The organism is Glycomyces sp. MUSA5-2 (assembly GCF_037034145.1).
Lineage (GTDB): Bacteria > Actinomycetota > Actinomycetes > Mycobacteriales > Micromonosporaceae > Glycomyces > Glycomyces artemisiae.
Genome location: NZ_JBAGKG010000001.1, coordinates 534,206 through 551,146, shown reverse-complemented (window position 1 = coordinate 551,146; position 16,941 = coordinate 534,206). Strand labels below are relative to the sequence as shown.

Sequence of the window (16,941 nt, the reverse complement as noted above, 5' to 3'; positions counted from 1 at the left end):
CACAAGAGTAGTAAGTCGGCACACTCGGCGACTGCGGAGGTGAGCGGCCCGGTGACGCATTCGTCGGTCCCCATGCCGCACAATGAGGCGGTGAGCGCCGACCTCGCCGACACCGACGCCCCCGCCGCCGAGCGCCCCCCGCGGGCCCGCCGCCGCGGGCTCACCTCCATCGAGGCCCTCGGGCTGCTCCTCGTCTTCGGCCTCACCGCCCGGCCCGGCCTCACCGACCTGTTCGCCGCCCCCGCCGCCCAGGCCTGGGCGGCGCGGTTCGTCGCCGTGTGCGTGCAGGCGTTCCCGTTCCTCGTCCTCGGCGTCGCCCTCTCGGCCGCCATCAGCGCGTTCGTGCCCGCCGGGTTCTTCCACAAGGCGGTCCCCAAGCGCACCGCGCTCGCCGTCCCCGTCGCGGGCGTCGCCGGGGCCGTGCTCCCCGCGTGCGAATGCGCCTCCGTGCCCGTCGCCGGGGCCCTCGTGCGCCGCGGCGTCGCCCCCGCCGCCGCGTTCACGTTCATGCTCGCCTCCCCGGCGATCAACCCGATCGTCGTCGTCTCCACGTTCGTGGCCTTCCCCGGGAACCCCGAGATGGTCGCCGCACGCGTGTGCGCCTCCCTCGTCGCCGCGGTCGGCATCGGCTGGCTGTGGGCGAAACTCGGGAAGACCGAGTGGCTGCGCCTGCCCGAGCACCGCCACCACGACGACGGCAAATGGGCCGCGTACTGGGCCGCGATCCGCCACGACTTCCTCCACGCGGGCGGCTACCTCGTCATCGGCGCCGCCATCGCCGCGAGCCTGAACACCCTCGTCCCCGAGACGTGGCTCGCGCCCATCGCCGACAGCCCCGTCCTCGGGGTCCTCGCGCTGGCGGTCCTCGCCGTACTCGTGTCGATCTGCTCGGAGTCGGACGCGTTCGTGGCCGCGTCCCTGACCCAGTTCTCGCCCACGGCGAAGCTCGCGTTCATGGTCGTGGGCCCGTTCATCGACGTGAAGCTCGCGGCCATGCAGGCCGGGACGTTCGGCCGCCGCTTCGCGGCCCGCTTCGCCCCCGCGGCGTTCCTCGCGGCGCTCGCCGCCGCCGCACTGATGGGAGTGGTCTGGCTGTGAGACGCGACGCGCAGGCGGTGATCCTGCTCCTGGTCGGCGGCGGCATGCTGCGGCTGGCCTGGACCGGCGACTACCTCGACTACGTGAAGCCGTACGCGTTCTGGCTCATCGTGCCAGCGGGGATCCTCCTGGTCGCGGTCGCCGCGATCACCGGCGTGCAGGCGTGGAAGGACCGCGCGGACTCCGGCGACGGGCACGGCCACGGGGAGCCGAAGGTCGCGTGGCTGCTGCTCGCGCCCGTGGTCGGGATGCTCCTGGTCGCCCCCGACGCGCTCGGGTCGTACGAGGCCGAGCGGACCGGCACCGTGGTGGGCGCCGAGGAGTCCCGGTCGAGCTACCCGGAGCTGCCCGACGACGTCGACCCGGTGCCGCTCACGCTCCTCGACTACGCCGCCCGCGCGATCTTCGACGAGGGCCAGACCTTGGAGGGCCACCGCATCCAGCTGCGCGGGTTCATCCTCTACGAAGGCGACGAGCCGCAGCTCGCGCGCATGGTCGTCTCCTGCTGCGCCGCCGACGCCCGGCCCGTCAAGATCGGCTTCGACGGCGATATCCCGGCGGATCTGGAGCCGGACCAGTGGGTCGAGGTCGTGGGGGAGTACAGCCCGCGGCAGGGGCGCGACGAGATCAACGGCGAGCTCGTCCCGTACATCGAGGTCGAATCGATCACCGGCATCCCCGCCCCCGACAACGAGTACCAGTAGCCGGCTCACTCTTTCGCGTGATCCCGATCATGGAGTAGCGGCGGCGCGACCGCGGACGCGAGGCGTCGCCGCTGGTGGCGGCCGCCGTGGACGTGCGCAGCTGTCATATTAGATGTTGACAATGATTGTCATGACGGAGCAAGGTTCAAGCATGCGCCGATCCAGCTTGCTCATCCTCCCCATCGCCGGCCTCGCCGCCGCCGGCACCCTCGCCGCGTGCGGGGGCCAAGGCGGCTCCGACGACGGCGCCACCGGCGTCGTCGCCGCGTTCTACCCCCTCGCCTACGCCGCCGAGCAGGTCGGCGGCGACAACGTGAACGTCACCAACCTCACCCCCGCCGGCCAGGAGCCCCACGACCTCGAACTCTCCCCCTCCGACATCGCCGAGATCGAAGAGGCCGACTACATCGTCTACCTCAAGGGCTTCATCCCCGAGCTCGACGCCGCCATCGAGGAGTACGCCCCCGACAAGGCCCTCGACGTGTCCACCGCCGTCGACACCATCGGCTACGACTCCACCCAGGTCTTCGAAGACGACCATGCGGACGAGCACGCCGACGAGACCGCGGACGAGCACGCCGAGGAGGAGGGCGAGGAGCACGAGCACGAAGCGCTCGAAGGCACCGACCCCCACGTCTGGCTCGACCCGGTCCGCTACGCCCAGATCGGCCAGGCCATCGCCGACGGCCTCGCCGGGATCGACGACGCCAACGCCGACGACTACGCGACCGCCGCCGACGCGTTCACCGCCGACCTCACCGAACTCGACGCCGAGTTCACCGACGGCCTCGCGAACCGCACCAGCGACGCCATCGTCACCTCCCACGCCGCCTTCGGCTACCTCGCCGACCGCTACGGCCTCACCCAGGTCGCCATCTCCGGCCTCAGCCCCGACCAGGAGCCCGACTCGCAGCGCATGGCGGACGTCGCCCACTACGTCGAGGAGAACGGGATCACCACGATCTTCTTCGAGACCCTCGTGTCCCCCGACATCGCCGACACCCTCGCCGCCGAGTCCGGCGCCACCACCGCCGTCCTCAACCCGCTCGAAGGGCTCACCGACGAGCAGATCGACGCCGGAGAGGACTACTTCACTGTGATGCGCGAGAACCTGGCCGAGTTGCAGACCGCCCTGGGCGCGGCGTAAGGCAGCATTAGGCCAATGCCCGTACTCACCGTCCGCGGCGCGACCGTCTCCTACGGCGGTCGCGCCGTCGTCCGCGGCGCCGACCTCGCCGTCGCCCCCGGAGAGGCCGTCGCCCTCATGGGCGCCAACGGCTCCGGGAAGTCCACGCTCATCAAGGCCGTCGCCGGACTCGTCCCGCTCGCGGGCGGCACGATCGAGCTGTTCGGCACCCCGCAGAAGCGCTTCCGCGACTGGAAGCGCATCGGCTACGTGCCCCAGCGCACAGGCGCCGCCTCCGGCGTCCCCTCCACCGCCGCCGAGGTCGTCTCCCAGGGCCGCCTCGCCCACCGGCTCCTCGGCATGCCCGCCCGCCGCGCCGACCGCGACGCCGTCGCCCGCAGCCTCGCCGAAGTCGGCCTCGCCGACCACGCCCACTGCTCCGTCGACACCCTCTCGGGCGGCCAGCAGCAGCGCGTCCTCATCGCCCGCGCCCTCGCCACCGACCCCGACCTGCTCATCATGGACGAGCCCACGGTAGGAGTCGACGCCGAGACGCAGACCGCGCTCGCCGCCGTCATCGCCGACCGGATCGACGCCGGGTGCGCGGTCCTCCTCGTCACCCACGAGCTCGGCCCGCTCACCGACCGCCTCGACCGCGCCGTCGTCCTCGCCGACGGGAAGGTCGTCCACGACGGCGCACCCCCGCGCCCGGTCGGCGAGCACGCCGACCCCGCGCACGAACACGCGCACCCGCACGCCAACGGCCACAACGGCACCGACGACCTCTGGGGCGGCAAGTGATCCTCGACTACTTCCAGTACGAGTTCATGCAGCGCGCCCTGCTCAGCGCGCTCGTCGTCGGCCTGTGCGCGCCCACCGTGGGCGTGTTCCTCGTGCAGAAGCGCCTCGCGCTCATCGGCGACGGCCTCGGCCACGTCGCGCTCACCGGCGTCGCCGTCGGCTTCCTCACCGGCGCCGCGCCCGTGTGGACCACCCTCGCGGTCACCGTCGCCGCCGCCGTCGTCATGGAGCTGCTGCGCGCCAAGTCCAAGACCTCCGGCGACGTCGCGCTCGCGATGCTCTTCTACGGCGGCCTCGCCGGCGGCGTCTACCTCACCGGCATCGCCTCCGACAAGGGCGTCTCCAACCTCCAGCAGTACCTCTTCGGGTCGCTCCTGACCGCCGGATGGTCCGAGGTGTGGACCATCGTCATCGGCGGCGCCGCCGTCGCCGCGCTCATGCTCGTCCTGCGGCCCTGGCTCACCGCGATCTGCGCCGACGAGCAGTACGCGCGCGTCTCCGGCCTGCCCGTCGCCGCCCTCAACCTGCTCCTGCTCGTCACCACCGCCGTCACGGTCTCGGTGTCGATGCGCGCGGTCGGCATCCTCCTGGTCAGCGCCCTCCTCGTGATCCCCGTGGTCACAGTCCAGCAGTTCACACGCTCGTTCAAGGCCACCATGTTCGCGTCGATGGCCGCCGGGTTCCTCATCTCCGGCGCCGGGGTCCTCACCTCCGCGGCCCAGGACGTGCCGCCCGGCGCGACCATCGTGCTCATCGGCGTCGCCGTGTTCCTCGTTACCGCCGTCGCCGCGGCCCTGACCCGCCGCGTGCGCCAGACCCGCCGCGCCCACCTGCCCCCCGAAGGCGAGCCGCTCGAAGTCGAACTCCCCGCGAACGCATGACCGCGGCGGCACCTGGGACCTCACCGGGCCCGGCGACGCGATATTTTTGCGGAGTGCGGACCGAGACCGAGCTAGCCGAAGAATCCACGCCCGCCGACTACGAGTCGGCGGGGGAGCTGCTGCGCGCGCTGGCGGCGCCGCTGCGGATCGCGATCGTCATGGAGCTGGCCGCAGGCCCCAAGTACGTGCACCAGATCGTGGAGGCCCTCGGCGTCACGCAGCCGCTCGTCTCGCAGCACCTGCGGGTCCTGCGCGGCGCGGGGATCGTCCGCGGCACCAGGTCGGGCCGGGAGATCTCCTACTCGCTCATCGACGACCACATCGCGCACATCGTCACCGACGCCGTCAACCACGCGAGGGAGGAGCACTAGTGGCGACCAAGCCCCCGGCCGAGAACATGGCCAGGTCCACCAAGCAGCGGACCGCGATCCTCGACCTGCTCGAACACGACGACGCGTTCCGCAGCGCCCAGGACCTCCACGCGATCCTCCGCGACGCCGGGTCGAAGATCGGCCTGACCACGGTCTACCGCACCCTCCAGGCGTTCGCCGAGGCCGACATCGTCGACGTCATGCGCCTGCCCGGCGGCGACCACCTGTACCGGCTGTGCTCCGCCGAGGAGCACCACCACCACCTCGTGTGCCGCTCCTGCGGGAAGACCGCGGAGGTCGCCGGGCCCACGGTCGAGCGCTGGGCGAACAAGGTCGCGGCCGAGCACGGCTTCACCGACGTGGGGCACACGCTCGAACTCCACGGCCTCTGCGCCGACTGCTCGCGTGCCGCGACCGGACAGTAGGGTAGGCACCGTGCTGGTTGTATATCGTTTCGCCGTAACCGAAGGCGAGACGGAGACCTTCTCGCGCGACGCCGGGGACGCCCTCGCGGCGCTCGCTTCCTGCGGCGGCTACGTGCGCGGAGGGCTGGGCCGTGCGCTGGACGACTTCGACACCGACGACGCGGTGTGGATGCTGTGGACCGAGTGGGACGACGTCGGCTCCTACCGCCGGTCCCTCTCGAACTTCCAGGTGAAGATGGCGACCCCGCTGCTGTCCCGGGCCCTGCCCGAGGCGTCCGGGTTCGAGGTCCTCGCCGAGTGCGCGCCCGGCGAGCAGCCGCGCCGCACCGGCTCCGACCGCGAGGCCGACCCCGAGACCGCCCGCCGGGAGGCCGCCCGATGAGCGACCGCGACGCCGCGCGCCCCGACGGGGACGCGCAACCGGAGCCTGAACCGCGGCCCGAGGCAGCCGCGCCCGAACCGGCCCCCGAGCAGGTCCGCGACGACTCCCCGGCGCCCGAGCTCGTCGAGCACATCGAGCCCCCGCAGCCGGTCCCCGACCGCGAGCCCGCGCCCGAGCCCGAGGCGCCCGCGCAGCACGACACCGGGCCGATCGAGGTCGAGCCGCACACGTCCGTCGAGGCCGTCGCCGAACCGGCCGCGCCCGCGCAGATCGCCCCCGAGCCCGGGGCCGCCCCGATCCCGTTCGAGCCCGAGCCGTCCGTCCCCGAACCGCCCGCGCCCGGCTCTGATGCGGACCTGGGCACCGCTGACACGCTCGCGCTCCCGCCGACGACCGCGGCCGTCGAGCCCACCCCGGTGACCTCTTCCGCGCCGCCGCCCCCCACGGGCGTGCCGGTGCCGTTCGCGGCCCCGCCCACCGAGCGCAATGGCGGGCGCCTCGCGCTCAAGCTGAGCCTCGGCATCGGCGGCGGCTTCCTGCTCGTGACGGCTGTGGTCGTCGCCGTCGTCGTCGCGACGGCGACGTTCACGAAGTCCCTCACCGACGAGATCGTCGACACCGCCGACTCGTTCATCGCCGAGCTCGCCGACGAGGACTGGGACGCCGCGTACGCGATGCTCTGCGCCGACCTGCGCGACCGCCCCGCCGACGACTACATCGCCGAATGGGAGTCGTGGGACGCGTCCACCGCCGAGGTCCAGCCCTTGGGCTACAACGACGTCGACGTGCGCGTCCGCCTCTCGGACGGCTCCCAGATCGCGCTCGTCGTCCCCGTCGAGCAGGCCGACCAGACGATCGGCACCAGCATCTGCGGCTGGTACGACGTCACCACCGATTAGCTAGCCGCTGTAGGGCGGCTGCGGCGAGTACGGCTGCGGCTGCTGCTGCGGTCCCGGCGCTCCCGGGTACTGCTGCTGCGGGTACGCCCCCTGCTGCGGCGGCGGCCCGTACGGCGCCTGCACGACCACGACGAGCGCCGTCGCACCCTTCCCGGGCGTCCATGACCGCACGCCGGGCGTGAGCACCGCGATGAACAGGGCGATGACGAGCACCGAAGCGAGGTCCTGGCGGATCACGGTGACGAGCCAGTTCGTGCGGTCCGTCGGGACCGTGTAGGCGCTGTACCTGACGAAGTCCATGGTCTGCGCGACGCCGATGAGCCCCCAGGGCAGCACCAGGACCGAGGTCCACACGATCGTGAACACGCGTGCGCCGAACGAGCCGCGGAGCACCCCGAGCGCGGAGATGAGCGCGAAGACGACCGTGAGGACCGCCGCCGCGGCGGTGACCAGCGTGAGCCCGGTCCCGTACCCGAACGCCATGTACTCCAGGCCGTAGCCGCCGTTGTTGAGCGCGACCAGCGTCCAGATCGAGACGAACGCGGTCCAGGCGCCGATGGCGAGGACCAGGCCCGCGAGGACCGCCGCGAACGTCGCCGCCCCCGGTCGCGTCGCGGGCCGTTCGGGAGCCGCGCCCGGCGCGGTCCCGCCCGGGGCGCCGGGGAGTTGCACTTCGCCTCTTTGGATGCGGTGCATGAGGATCCACTGCCGCGCGGACTTGGAGCACAGGAGGCCCAGGAGCGTCCCGTACAGGCCGGCGAGGACGATGCCGACGAGCAGCGAGACCCATCCGGTCTCGATGTAGATGATCCCGAAGACGATCGCGACGGAGCTGAGCGCCAGGCCGAGGATCGCGGAGACGAGCGACCAGATCCACGCCCACCGCTTGCCGCGGGTGATGTGGATGCCGGATGTGAGCGCCTGGACCGTCGAGTACACGGCGAACGCGAGCCCGATGAGGCTGAACGGGTTGAAGTAGTTCACCAGGCCGATCGCCGAGCCGATGTCGCCGATCCCGGCGAGGGCCGTGAAGATCCACAGGATGACCTGGATGCCGGTGATCGTGCCGGGCTTCGCCATCGACATCGCGGGCGGCGGGGCCTGCCCGGGGAGCGGCTGGTCGGGGCGCTGCTGCACCGGGCCGTACGCGCCGCCGGGGCCCGCCTGCTGCGGCGGCGGGGGCGCGGGCTGGTACTGCAGGTGCATCCGGTCGGGCGGCGGGGGCGGGAAGGTCATCGGGGCGGGTTCCTCGCGATCGAGCGGTGCGTACGCGGTTGCGTAGCGGCCACCTTACCGGAAGCGGGCCGCCGCGGCCGCCCGCTCGGAGCGGGGTTTTCACGCGCCCTGGGGGAGCGGCGGTTTGCTAGTCTGACTGACGCTGAACGACCTCCGATCAGAGCAGGACGCGCCGTGTCTGAGACAACGCCCACTTCCCATACGTTCCAAGTGGACCTGCGCGGACTGGTGGACCTGCTCTCGCACCACCTGTACTCCTCGCCGAAGGTGTACGTGCGCGAGCTCCTCCAGAACGCGGTCGACGCGGTCACCGCGCGCCGCCAGATCGACCCGGGCTTCACCGCCGAGGGCGCCCCGGTGCGCATCGACGCCGACGGCGCGTGGCTGCGGATCACCGATCCCGGTGTGGGACTTACCGTCGCGGAGGTCCACAAGCTGCTCGCCACGATCGGCGGTTCGTCCAAGCGCGACGAGGAGATCGAGGGCGCTCGCCGGGACTTCCTGGGGCAGTTCGGCATCGGGCTCCTCGCGTGCTTCACCGTCGCGTCGGTCATCACCGTGACCTCCAAGTCCGCGAAGGACCCCGCCGCGCCCGTGGTCCGCTGGTCCGCGCGCGACGACGGCTCCTATACCGTCACCGAGGTCCCCGACGGCGAGCACCCGGAGCCGGGCACCACCGTCGAGCTGACGGCCCGCCCCGGCGAGGACTGGCTCAAACCGCACCGGGTCGTCCAGCTCGCCCGCGAGTACGGCTCGCTGCTGCCGGTGGAGGTCACCGTGTTCGGCGGCGGCGCCCCCGAGCGCATCACCGACACGCCGCCGCTGTGGGACCGCAAGCACCCCAACGCGACCGCGCGGCGCCTCGCCCTGAACCGCTACTGCGAGGACGTCATGGGCTTCCCGCCGCTCGACGTCATCGACCTCGACGTGCCGCTCTCGGGCCTCAAAGGGGTCGCGTTCGTGCTCCCGCACGCGGCGTCCCCGTCGGCGCGGCCCGCGCACCGCGTCCACCTGAAGCGGATGCTGCTCACCGAGACCGCCGACAACCTGGTCCCCGAATGGGCGTTCTTCGTCCGCTGCGTGGTCGACACGGACTCCCTGCGGCCCACCGCGTCCCGCGAGTCGCTCTACGACGACGAGGCCCTGGCCGTCGCCCGCGACGCGATCGGCGCGCAGATCCGCGAGTGGATCTCCCGCCTCGCCGCCGAGGACCCGACCCGCCTGGAGGCGTTCCTCGCCGTCCACGAACTCGGCGTCAAAGCCCTTGCGCGCCATGACGAGGAGCTCCTCGCCGCGATGCTCCCGTGGCTGCGGTTCGAGACCACGGCCGGGCGCACCAGCCTCCCCGAGTTCGCGCGCGCCTACGAACCCGTCTACCTCGCCGCCACCGTCGACGAGTTCCGGCAGGTCGCCCAGATCGCCGCCGCCCAAGGGATCGGCGTCGTCAACGGCGGCTACACCTACGACGCCGAACTCGTGCAGGCCCTGCCGCGCATCGACCCCGACGTCAAGATCGAGCAGCTCCAGCCCGGCGTCATCTCCGCGAGCCTCGACCCGGTCGCCACCCGCGACGAGCTGGCCCTCCAGTCGTTCCTCGCCGCCGCGCGCACCCGCCTCGACGCCGTGGACGTCGACGTCGTCGTCCGCGAGTTCAACCCCGTCTCCGTGCCCGCGCTGCTCCTCGACGACCGCGAAGCGCGCCGCGAGCGCCAGCGCGCCGAAGCCGAAGCGCAGGCCGACGACCTGTGGGGCGGCATCCTCGCGTCGATCAAGCAGCACGCGCCGCGCGCGCAACTGGTCCTCAACCACCGCAACCCCACCGTGCGCCGCATCAGCGGCATCGCCGACGCCGACCTCGCCGGGACCGCCGTCGAGTCGCTGTACGGGCAGGCGCTGCTCATGAGCCACCGGCCGCTGCGCAGCGCCGACACCGCGCTCCTGAACCGGTCCTTCATGAACCTGCTGGAACACGTTACAAAGGACTAGAACCCCCCGCCGAGAAGGACCGAGGACCCGCGATGGCCACTCCCGACCCCGACGCGATCTGGCGTCTGCTCAACGAGGCCCGCTTCGAGGAGCCCGGCGAGGCGAAGGTCGCGGCACTGGAGCGGGCCGTGGAGGCCGCCGACGCGGTGGGCGACCCCGAGCTGGTCAACTACGCGCTCAACGGCCTGGTCGACGCCTACGAGTTCTCCCGCGACTCCACGCGCCTGCTCGTGCCGTTCGCGCGGCTCCTGCGCGCCTTCGACACCCGGCCCGAGCACTTCGACGCGTACCTGACGCGGTCGCTGTACTGGACGTTCAAGTGGATCGTCGACTCGATGATCGAGCAGCCCGACGTGCCGCTCGAATCGATCGAGCACTGGCTCCAGGAGATGCGCCGCCGCTACGCCGAGGCCGGGTACTCGATGCACGCGCCCGCCGCCTACGAGATGCAGCTGGCGTTCCACACCGGCGACTACGACCGGGTCGCGCGCGCGATCGAGGCCCTCGGCGAGGCCGAGGAGGACGACATGTCCGACTGCACCGCATGCCAGTACACGACCCTCGCGACCATCGTGTTCTACGCCGAGGAGGACTCCGCCGACGCCGCCATGGAGATGCTGGAGCCCGTCCTCGCGGGCGAGCACTCCTGCGCGCACGAGCCGCACTACGGGCTCGCGCTCTCGCTCCTGCCGCTCGTGGAGCTCGGCCGCCCCGCCGAGGCCCGCGCGAACCACCTGCGCGGCTACCAGATGTGCCGCGGCAAGGAGGACATGGTCCCCATGATCGCGCTGCACATCGAGTTCTGCGCGCTCACCGGGAACGAGCACCGGGCCGTCGAGATCCTCGCCGACCACGCCCGCTTCTTCGACCTGGACCTGGGGGTGCGCGAACGCCAGCGGCTCCTGGAGGTCGCCGTCCTCACCTGCCGCCGCCTCGCCGCCCTCGGATACGCCGACGCGGCCGTGCCCGGCCCCGGCGGGCGCGAGTGGACCGCCGCCGAACTCCACGACTGGGCCGAGGCCGAGCGGACCGCGATCTGCGCGCGCTTCGACGCCCGCAACGGCAACGACCACCACTCGCGCATGTCCGGCTGCGTCGTCGAGTCCACCCCCTACGACGAGCCGGTCCACTTGGGCCTCAAGGAGCCCCGCGCCGTCGAGCCGCCCGTGGCCCTGGCCGCGGACGAACCCGTCGAAGGCCCCGCGCTCGACGCGGCCATCGACGCCGCCTACGCCGCGTACGACGCGTGCTCCCCGGACACGTGGAAGGCCTGGCTCAAGGTCGGCGCCATCGCCGACGCCCTCGGCATCGAGCTCATCGCCGAGCACCGCGCCGAGATCGCCCACGCCGAATCCGCCCGCGCCGACGACCCCGAGGCCGTCGAGGCGGGCCTGCGCCGCGCCGTCGCCCTCTTCGGCACCGCCGGCCAGCCCGGCCGCGCCCTCGTCGCCGAGGCGTTCCTGCTCATCCACCGCGCCGAGACCGCCCCCGAGGAAGTGCGGGCCGCGGCCGCGCAGATCGCCGCCACCGCCCTGCGGCTGCGCGACGAGCACCGCATCGACGACCGCAGCCTGCACACCAGCCAGGTCCTCGCCATGCGCGCCGAGTACCTCACCGGCGACCCCGCCCCCGACCTCGACGCCCGCGCCGAGGCCCTCGACGCCGAACTCGCCGACCTCCCCGACCGCCGGTACGCGCTCATCCGCCGCTGCGACCTGCTCGACCTGCGCGCCCGCCTCACCGACGACACCGACGCGAAGACCTGGCTCCTCACCGCCGAACGCGACGTCGCCCGCGCCGCCGACGCCGGATGGGCCGTGGCCCGCGCCAGCGCCGACCTCGCCGACCAGGTGGGCCTCACCGGCGACTTCGCCCAGGCGTACGCGATCACCCGCGAGGGCCTCACCGCCCTCGGCGACGAGCCGAGCCGCACCATCGCCGCGAAGCTCCACCTCCAGGCCGCCGAGTTCCGGATGCGCGAGGGCGACCACCCCGGCACCTACGAGCACGCCCTCGCGGCCTCCGTCCACTGCGACGCCGTCGGCATGACCGTCCCCGGTGCCGTCGCCCGCCACCTCATGGGGACCGCGCTCGTCGAGATGGACCGCCGCGCCGAGGCCGTCCCGATCCTCGAAGCGGCCCTCGACGACCTGCCCGACTCGGAGGCGTGGCGGGCGTGCAACATCCGCTTCAACCTCGCCGAGGCCTACGACAAGCAGGACGACACCAGGCGCGGCGTCGAGCACGGCCTGGCCGCGCTGGCGCTCATGGAGACCCGGCCCGAGCTGGGCCGGGCGCCGCTGTACGCGGACACGCTGTTCCTCACCGGGGAGCTGCTGGAGAAGCTCGGGGAGCACGAGCACGCCTTGGAGGTGTACACGCGCGCGGCCGAGGCCGCCGAGGAGGTCGGCGACCTCACCTCGTGGGCGCGGGTGAGCCGCGCCCGGGTGTGGCTGCTGCGCACCATCTCCGGCGACGCCGCGTTCGGCGAGGGCCTCCAGTCGATGGCGCACATCGCGGCGGGCCTGATCGCCGAGCGCGCGAACCCGGAGGCCCCGGAGGCGGTGCGCGAGTCCGCGCGGTTCGAGCTGGGGGAGACGTACCGGCAGCACGCGCAGCTGACGTTCCAGTTCCTGGAGTCGCAGGCCGGGGAGCCGGGGCTGCGCCGCGACGAGGCCGAGCCGGTGCTGGACCTCCAGCGGCGGGCGCTGGCGGTGTTCCGGGACGGGCCGCTGCTGCTGGAGCGGGCGTCGCTGACGGCGCACCAGACGATGTGGCTCCTCGCGGAGTTGGGCGACACCGCGGGCGCGGTGGAGGCGGGGGAGGACGCCCTGGGCTGGCTCGTGTCGCCCGAGCACGCCGAGGCCAGGGAGGGGTTCGTGCAGCACCTCGCGGATCTGCGCGGCGGCGGCGCCGCGGGTCAGGGCGGCGGGGCCTGACGGCGGCCGGGCCGCCCGTGCGAGGTACGCTTGCGCACTGGCGGCACGGGCTCGCACTCTGTGCGCCCCGCGTTCCTCACCGGATCGAAACCGGGTTGAACATCCGCCGAAAAGCGAACAGTCTGTTCGCGGAATCTTATTCGCAGTCTCACCGACCGCCAGCCGGATCGAGAGGAATCATCGTGTCCCAGGACCGCACCGAAGCGCTCATCAGCCTGTCCAAACGCCGCGGCTTCGTCTTCCCCAGTTCGGAGATCTACGGAGGCACCCGCTCTGCTTGGGACTACGGCCCGCTCGGTGTGGAGCTGAAGGAGAACATCCGCCGCGAGTGGTGGAACGCGATGGTCCGCGAGCGCGACGACGTCGTCGGCCTCGACTCCGCCGTGGTCCTCAACCCGCAGGTGTGGGTCGCCTCGGGCCACCTGGAGGAGTTCACCGACCCGCTCACCGAGTGCCAGTCCTGCCACAAGCGCTTCCGCGCCGACCACCTCATCGAGGCGTACCAGGAGAAGCACGACGGCGCCGAGCCCGAGGGCGGCCTGGCCGACCTCGCGTGCCCGCACTGCGGGGCCCGCGGCTCCTTCACCGAGCCGCGCATGTTCAACGGCATGATGAAGACGTTCCTGGGCGCCGTCGAGGACTCGGAGAACACGCACTACCTGCGCCCGGAGACCGCGCAGGGCATCTTCGTGAACTTCACGAACGTGATGACGGCCTCGCGCCGCAAGCCGCCGTTCGGCATCGCGCAGACCGGCAAGAGCTTCCGCAACGAGATCACGCCGGGCAACTTCATCTTCCGCACCCGCGAGTTCGAGCAGATGGAGATGGAGTTCTTCGTCGAGCCGGGCACGGACGAGGAGTGGCACGAGTACTGGCTCACCGAGCGGTGGAACTGGTACGTGAACCTGGGCCTCTCGGAGTCGAACCTGCGCCGCTACGAGCACCCGAAGGACAAGCTGTCCCACTACTCGAAGCGCACCGTCGACATCGAGTACCGGTTCAATTTCGCGGGCAGCGAGTTCGGCGAGCTCGAAGGCATCGCGAACCGCACCGACTTCGACCTGTCGACGCACTCGAAGCACTCGGGCGCCGACCTGTCCTACTTCGATCAGGCCAAGGGCGAGCGGTGGACGCCGTACGTCATCGAGCCCGCGGCGGGCCTGACCCGCTCGGTGCTGGCGTTCCTGCTGGAGGCGTACGACGTCGACGAGGCCCCGAACACCAAGGGCGGCGTCGACAAGCGCACGGTGCTCCGCTTCGACCCGCGCCTGGCGCCGGTGAAGGCCGCGGTGCTGCCGCTGAGCCGCAACGAGGACCTGTCGCCGAAGGCGAAGGACCTGGCCGCGCGCCTGCGCCGCCACTGGAACGTCGACTTCGACGACGCCGGGGCGATCGGCCGCCGCTACCGCCGCGCCGACGAGATCGGCACGCCGTACTGCATCACCGTGGACTTCGACACCCTGGAGGACCAGGCCGTGACGATCCGCGACCGCGACTCGATGAAGCAGGAGCGCGTGGCCCTCGACCAGGTCGAGCGCTACCTCCTCGAACGGCTCTAGCCGCCGCCCATCGTCCGGGGGCCGATCTCGATCCTGTCGAGGTCGGCCCCTTCGGGTATCCAGGACGCGTGCAGGTCCAGCTCCTGCACCGACTCGCCCGCGCCGACGGAGCGCCAGCCCGCCGAGCCGAGGTCGAACGAGAACGGGTCCTGCCCGGCGGGCAGGCCGCCGATGAGCGCGCCGTCCTCGTCCCGGAACATGATGGACACCCGGATCTCCTGCTCGATGGCGCTCACCACCCGGTAGTGCACGCGGTAGCCGTCGGGGCTCAGCAGCGGCTCCACCGACACGACGGCCACTTCCGGGAGCGGCTCGACGAACGCCCAGTCCTGCTCCTCGGCGGTGAGGCCCTCGGGGTCCGGGGCGAGGAACGACGGCTCGCGGGAGGTCACCCGCAGGTTCTCGATCGGCGTGTCGAACAGCGCGGCCGACAGCACGAACCCGAGCTGCACGGTCGTGTCGGCGGGGATCGGGTTGGGGTAGAAGCTCTCCAGGTCGTCCTCGGTGCCGTCGGCGGCGACGGCCCACACGTCGAGCGACCCGGGCGTGAGCATCGCCGTGTCGAACGGGTTGCGCAGGACCGCGCCGAGGATCACGCGCGGCGTCCCCAGCTCGTCCACGACGGGGCTGAACCCGTACTCCAGGATCTCGAACTCGACCTGCCGCCCCGCCGTGAAGTCGGGGCCGAGCGCGGGCGCGGTCCCCAGCTCGGTCACGTCGGCGATGCCGTCGTCGGGGAGCGGCTGCCACTCGACCGCCACCGCCAGGGCCGCCGCGCAGGCCGCGAGCGCCACCGCGAACGGCAGGCGCGGCATCGGCGCGGTGCGGCGGACGATGCGCGAGGCGAACCCCCGCAGTCGCCTTGCGGGGGCGCTGATCCAGCTGGTCGAGGGCATCGGGGGTCCCGTGTGAGAACGCTACACTTTGTGCACCACGGTAGCAGTCGAGGAGCCAGAGTGTCCGGAGCGGCGTCACCCGACCGCTGGGGCGACGAGCACGCGATCGACCTCGGCGCGGTCGACGCGCCCGCCGACGAGGCCCCTCCGGTTCCGACCACTGTGGACGTCCCGCGGCGCCGCTTCCGCTTCCCGAACGCCGCCATGGCCCTGGCCGCGGTCCTCTTCCTGGTCGCCGCGGGCGCGGTCGCCGTCGCCAAGTGGTCCCCGTTCGGCAAGCGCGACGCCGAGGGCGTCGTCACCGCCTTCCTGGAGGCCGCGCAGGCCGGCGACATCCGAGGGGCCCTGGCCTTCACCGACCAGCCGCACGCCACGGGGGACTTCCTCGTGGAGGAGGCGCTCGACACCCGCTGGAGCATCGTCGAGGTCGGGCAGGTCGCGAGCGCCCCGAGCGCCCGCGAGGGCCGGTACGTGTCGCAGGTGTACGCCGAGATCGAGGCGTTCGACGGCACCCGCATCGGGTTCCGCTACTTCGTGGGCATCGAGGACGGCCAGGTCCGCATCGAGAACGCGCTCAGCGGGAGCGAGGCGTACCCGGCGTTCGACCACCTCGACGTCAACGGCGTCACCGTCCCGGTCGACGAGGCCATGGGGATCACGAACATCGTGCTGCTGCCGGGGATCTACGAGTTCTACCCCGAGCTGCCGTCCACGATGGAACTGGAGACCGAGGGGGTCCTGCTGACCCTGGGGAACCGGTTCATCCCGCTCGGCGGCGACTACGCCGACGAGTGGCTGCCGATCCCGTGGCCCACCGTCTCGGCCGAGGGCGCGGCGCTCATCGACCGGGCGCTCCACGCGCACCTCGACGCCTGCGCGCTCGACACCGAACGGGCCGACTGCCCGTTCGCGTTCCCCGAGGACGACGCGCGCACGATCGCGCCCGCGCCCGGCGCGGTCTGGGAGATCACCGCCTACCCGACGGTGCGGGCGCAGTGGTGGGGGTACGAGCTGCTCCAGGGGTTCACCCTGGTGACGACCGTGCCCGGCGAGGCGCGCATGGCGGTCGTCGTCACCGAGGACGGCGAGTCGCGGGAGACCGTGGTGAGCTGCCCGGTCTGGGCCGACGGCCTCTACGCGGACCTGGACTTCGACGGCGGCGCGGTCATCCGCCGCCCCGACGGCACGACGCTCGAACGGTGCAGCTCGCTCGTGGAAGTGGGCTGACGGCGTGAGCCGACGAACCGTGTGAGCTTACGAACGGTGTGAGCCGGCGAGGCGGACCGGGGCGCGGCCTCCCGGCCGCCCCCGTCGGTACCGGAACCTCAGTCGCTGTGGATGACGCAGTCGCAGTCGACCCACGCGGGGGCCGCGGCGCGGTCGGTGTGCGTGATGGAGTAGTGGCCGCGGCTCTCCGACGCCCACAGGGACGCGGGGCTGGCGGGCACGTCGGCCCCGACCTCGTCGGACAGTTCGACGGGTTCGGGCGCCTCGGCCGGGGCGGTCTCCAATTGCTGGACCATTGCGTTCATCGCTCCTTAGTCTCTATCCGAGTCAAACGCAGAAACGGCTCGCATGGTTCCGGGCTTGAGAGCAGTCTCACAGCGCACTCGCACCGCCCAGATTAGCGCCCCCCGG

At 72.3% G+C, this 16,941-nt stretch carries 16 protein-coding genes; 13 read left to right on the top strand and 3 right to left on the bottom strand.

Annotated elements, in window-relative coordinates; genetic code table 11:
- Nucleotides 1-72: 72 nt before the first annotated feature.
- From WA640_RS02625 to WA640_RS02585, 9 genes are all read left to right on the top strand, one after another.
- Entirely contained in the window at nt 73-1,098 is a 1,026-nt protein-coding gene (locus WA640_RS02625; protein ID WP_106361979.1) for a permease, read from the top strand.
- Nucleotides 1,095-1,802 carry a TIGR03943 family putative permease subunit gene (locus WA640_RS02620; RefSeq protein ID WP_335985944.1) on the top strand — a complete coding sequence of 236 codons (708 nt, stop codon included), beginning with the start codon at nt 1,095-1,097 and terminating at the stop codon, nt 1,800-1,802. The genes WA640_RS02625 and WA640_RS02620 overlap by 4 nt, the downstream gene beginning before the upstream one ends.
- A gap of 151 nt (nt 1,803-1,953) precedes the next feature.
- Nucleotides 1,954-2,949 carry a metal ABC transporter solute-binding protein, Zn/Mn family gene (locus WA640_RS02615; protein WP_335985943.1) on the top strand — a complete coding sequence of 332 codons (996 nt, stop codon included), beginning with the start codon at nt 1,954-1,956 and terminating at the stop codon, nt 2,947-2,949.
- Between the two features lie 15 nt (nt 2,950-2,964).
- Complete coding sequence (locus WA640_RS02610) at nt 2,965-3,729, top strand: metal ABC transporter ATP-binding protein (RefSeq protein WP_335985942.1); 765 nt, start codon at nt 2,965-2,967, stop codon at nt 3,727-3,729.
- A gap of 26 nt (nt 3,730-3,755) precedes the next feature.
- A complete protein-coding gene (locus WA640_RS02605; RefSeq protein WP_442904679.1) occupies nt 3,756-4,610 on the top strand; it encodes a metal ABC transporter permease in 855 nt (284 codons plus the stop codon).
- Between the two features lie 53 nt (nt 4,611-4,663).
- The gene (locus tag WA640_RS02600; protein WP_335985940.1) at nt 4,664-4,981 is read left to right on the top strand and encodes an ArsR/SmtB family transcription factor; all 318 of its coding nucleotides are present in this window, start codon (nt 4,664-4,666) and stop codon (nt 4,979-4,981) included.
- Between the two features lie 26 nt (nt 4,982-5,007).
- Nucleotides 5,008-5,406 carry a Fur family transcriptional regulator gene (locus WA640_RS02595; protein WP_106362587.1) on the top strand — a complete coding sequence of 133 codons (399 nt, stop codon included), beginning with the start codon at nt 5,008-5,010 and terminating at the stop codon, nt 5,404-5,406.
- A gap of 10 nt (nt 5,407-5,416) precedes the next feature.
- Entirely contained in the window at nt 5,417-5,788 is a 372-nt protein-coding gene (locus WA640_RS02590; RefSeq protein WP_181245588.1) for an antibiotic biosynthesis monooxygenase, read from the top strand.
- Nucleotides 5,785-6,687 carry a hypothetical protein gene (locus WA640_RS02585; protein ID WP_335985938.1) on the top strand — a complete coding sequence of 301 codons (903 nt, stop codon included), beginning with the start codon at nt 5,785-5,787 and terminating at the stop codon, nt 6,685-6,687. Before WA640_RS02590 ends, WA640_RS02585 begins: the two co-directional genes overlap by 4 nt.
- Here WA640_RS02585 and WA640_RS02580 read toward each other — a convergent pair whose 3' ends face one another.
- The gene (locus WA640_RS02580) at nt 6,688-7,923 is read right to left on the bottom strand and encodes a hypothetical protein (RefSeq protein WP_335985937.1); all 1,236 of its coding nucleotides are present in this window, start codon (nt 7,921-7,923) and stop codon (nt 6,688-6,690) included. It lies immediately after the preceding gene.
- A 174-nt stretch (nt 7,924-8,097) separates the two neighbouring features.
- On the opposite strand from WA640_RS02580, the gene WA640_RS02575 reads away from it, so the two are divergent.
- The 3 genes from WA640_RS02575 to WA640_RS02565 all read left to right on the top strand — a co-directional run bounded on the left by WA640_RS02575 (nt 8,098) and on the right by WA640_RS02565 (nt 14,407).
- Complete coding sequence (locus tag WA640_RS02575; protein ID WP_335985936.1) at nt 8,098-9,909, top strand: HSP90 family protein; 1,812 nt, start codon at nt 8,098-8,100, stop codon at nt 9,907-9,909.
- A 32-nt stretch (nt 9,910-9,941) separates the two neighbouring features.
- Entirely contained in the window at nt 9,942-12,848 is a 2,907-nt protein-coding gene (locus tag WA640_RS02570; RefSeq protein WP_335985935.1) for a tetratricopeptide repeat protein, read from the top strand.
- 182 nt (nt 12,849-13,030) lie between these two features.
- Nucleotides 13,031-14,407, top strand: coding sequence for a glycine--tRNA ligase (locus WA640_RS02565; protein WP_106361987.1), 1,377 nt, complete (start codon nt 13,031-13,033; stop codon nt 14,405-14,407).
- Here WA640_RS02565 and WA640_RS02560 read toward each other — a convergent pair.
- On the bottom strand, nt 14,404-15,303 hold the full coding sequence (locus WA640_RS02560) for a hypothetical protein (RefSeq protein WP_335985933.1): 900 nt from the start codon (nt 15,301-15,303) through the stop codon (nt 14,404-14,406). The genes WA640_RS02565 and WA640_RS02560 overlap by 4 nt on opposite strands.
- 60 nt (nt 15,304-15,363) lie before the next feature.
- Here WA640_RS02560 and WA640_RS02555 point away from each other — a divergent pair, with 60 nt between their 5' ends.
- On the top strand, nt 15,364-16,530 hold the full coding sequence (locus tag WA640_RS02555) for a hypothetical protein (RefSeq protein ID WP_335985932.1): 1,167 nt from the start codon (nt 15,364-15,366) through the stop codon (nt 16,528-16,530).
- Nucleotides 16,531-16,628: 98 nt separating this feature from the next.
- Here WA640_RS02555 and WA640_RS02550 read toward each other — a convergent pair whose 3' ends face one another.
- Entirely contained in the window at nt 16,629-16,835 is a 207-nt protein-coding gene (locus WA640_RS02550; protein WP_146147934.1) for a hypothetical protein, read from the bottom strand.
- Nucleotides 16,836-16,941 lie beyond the last annotated feature (106 nt).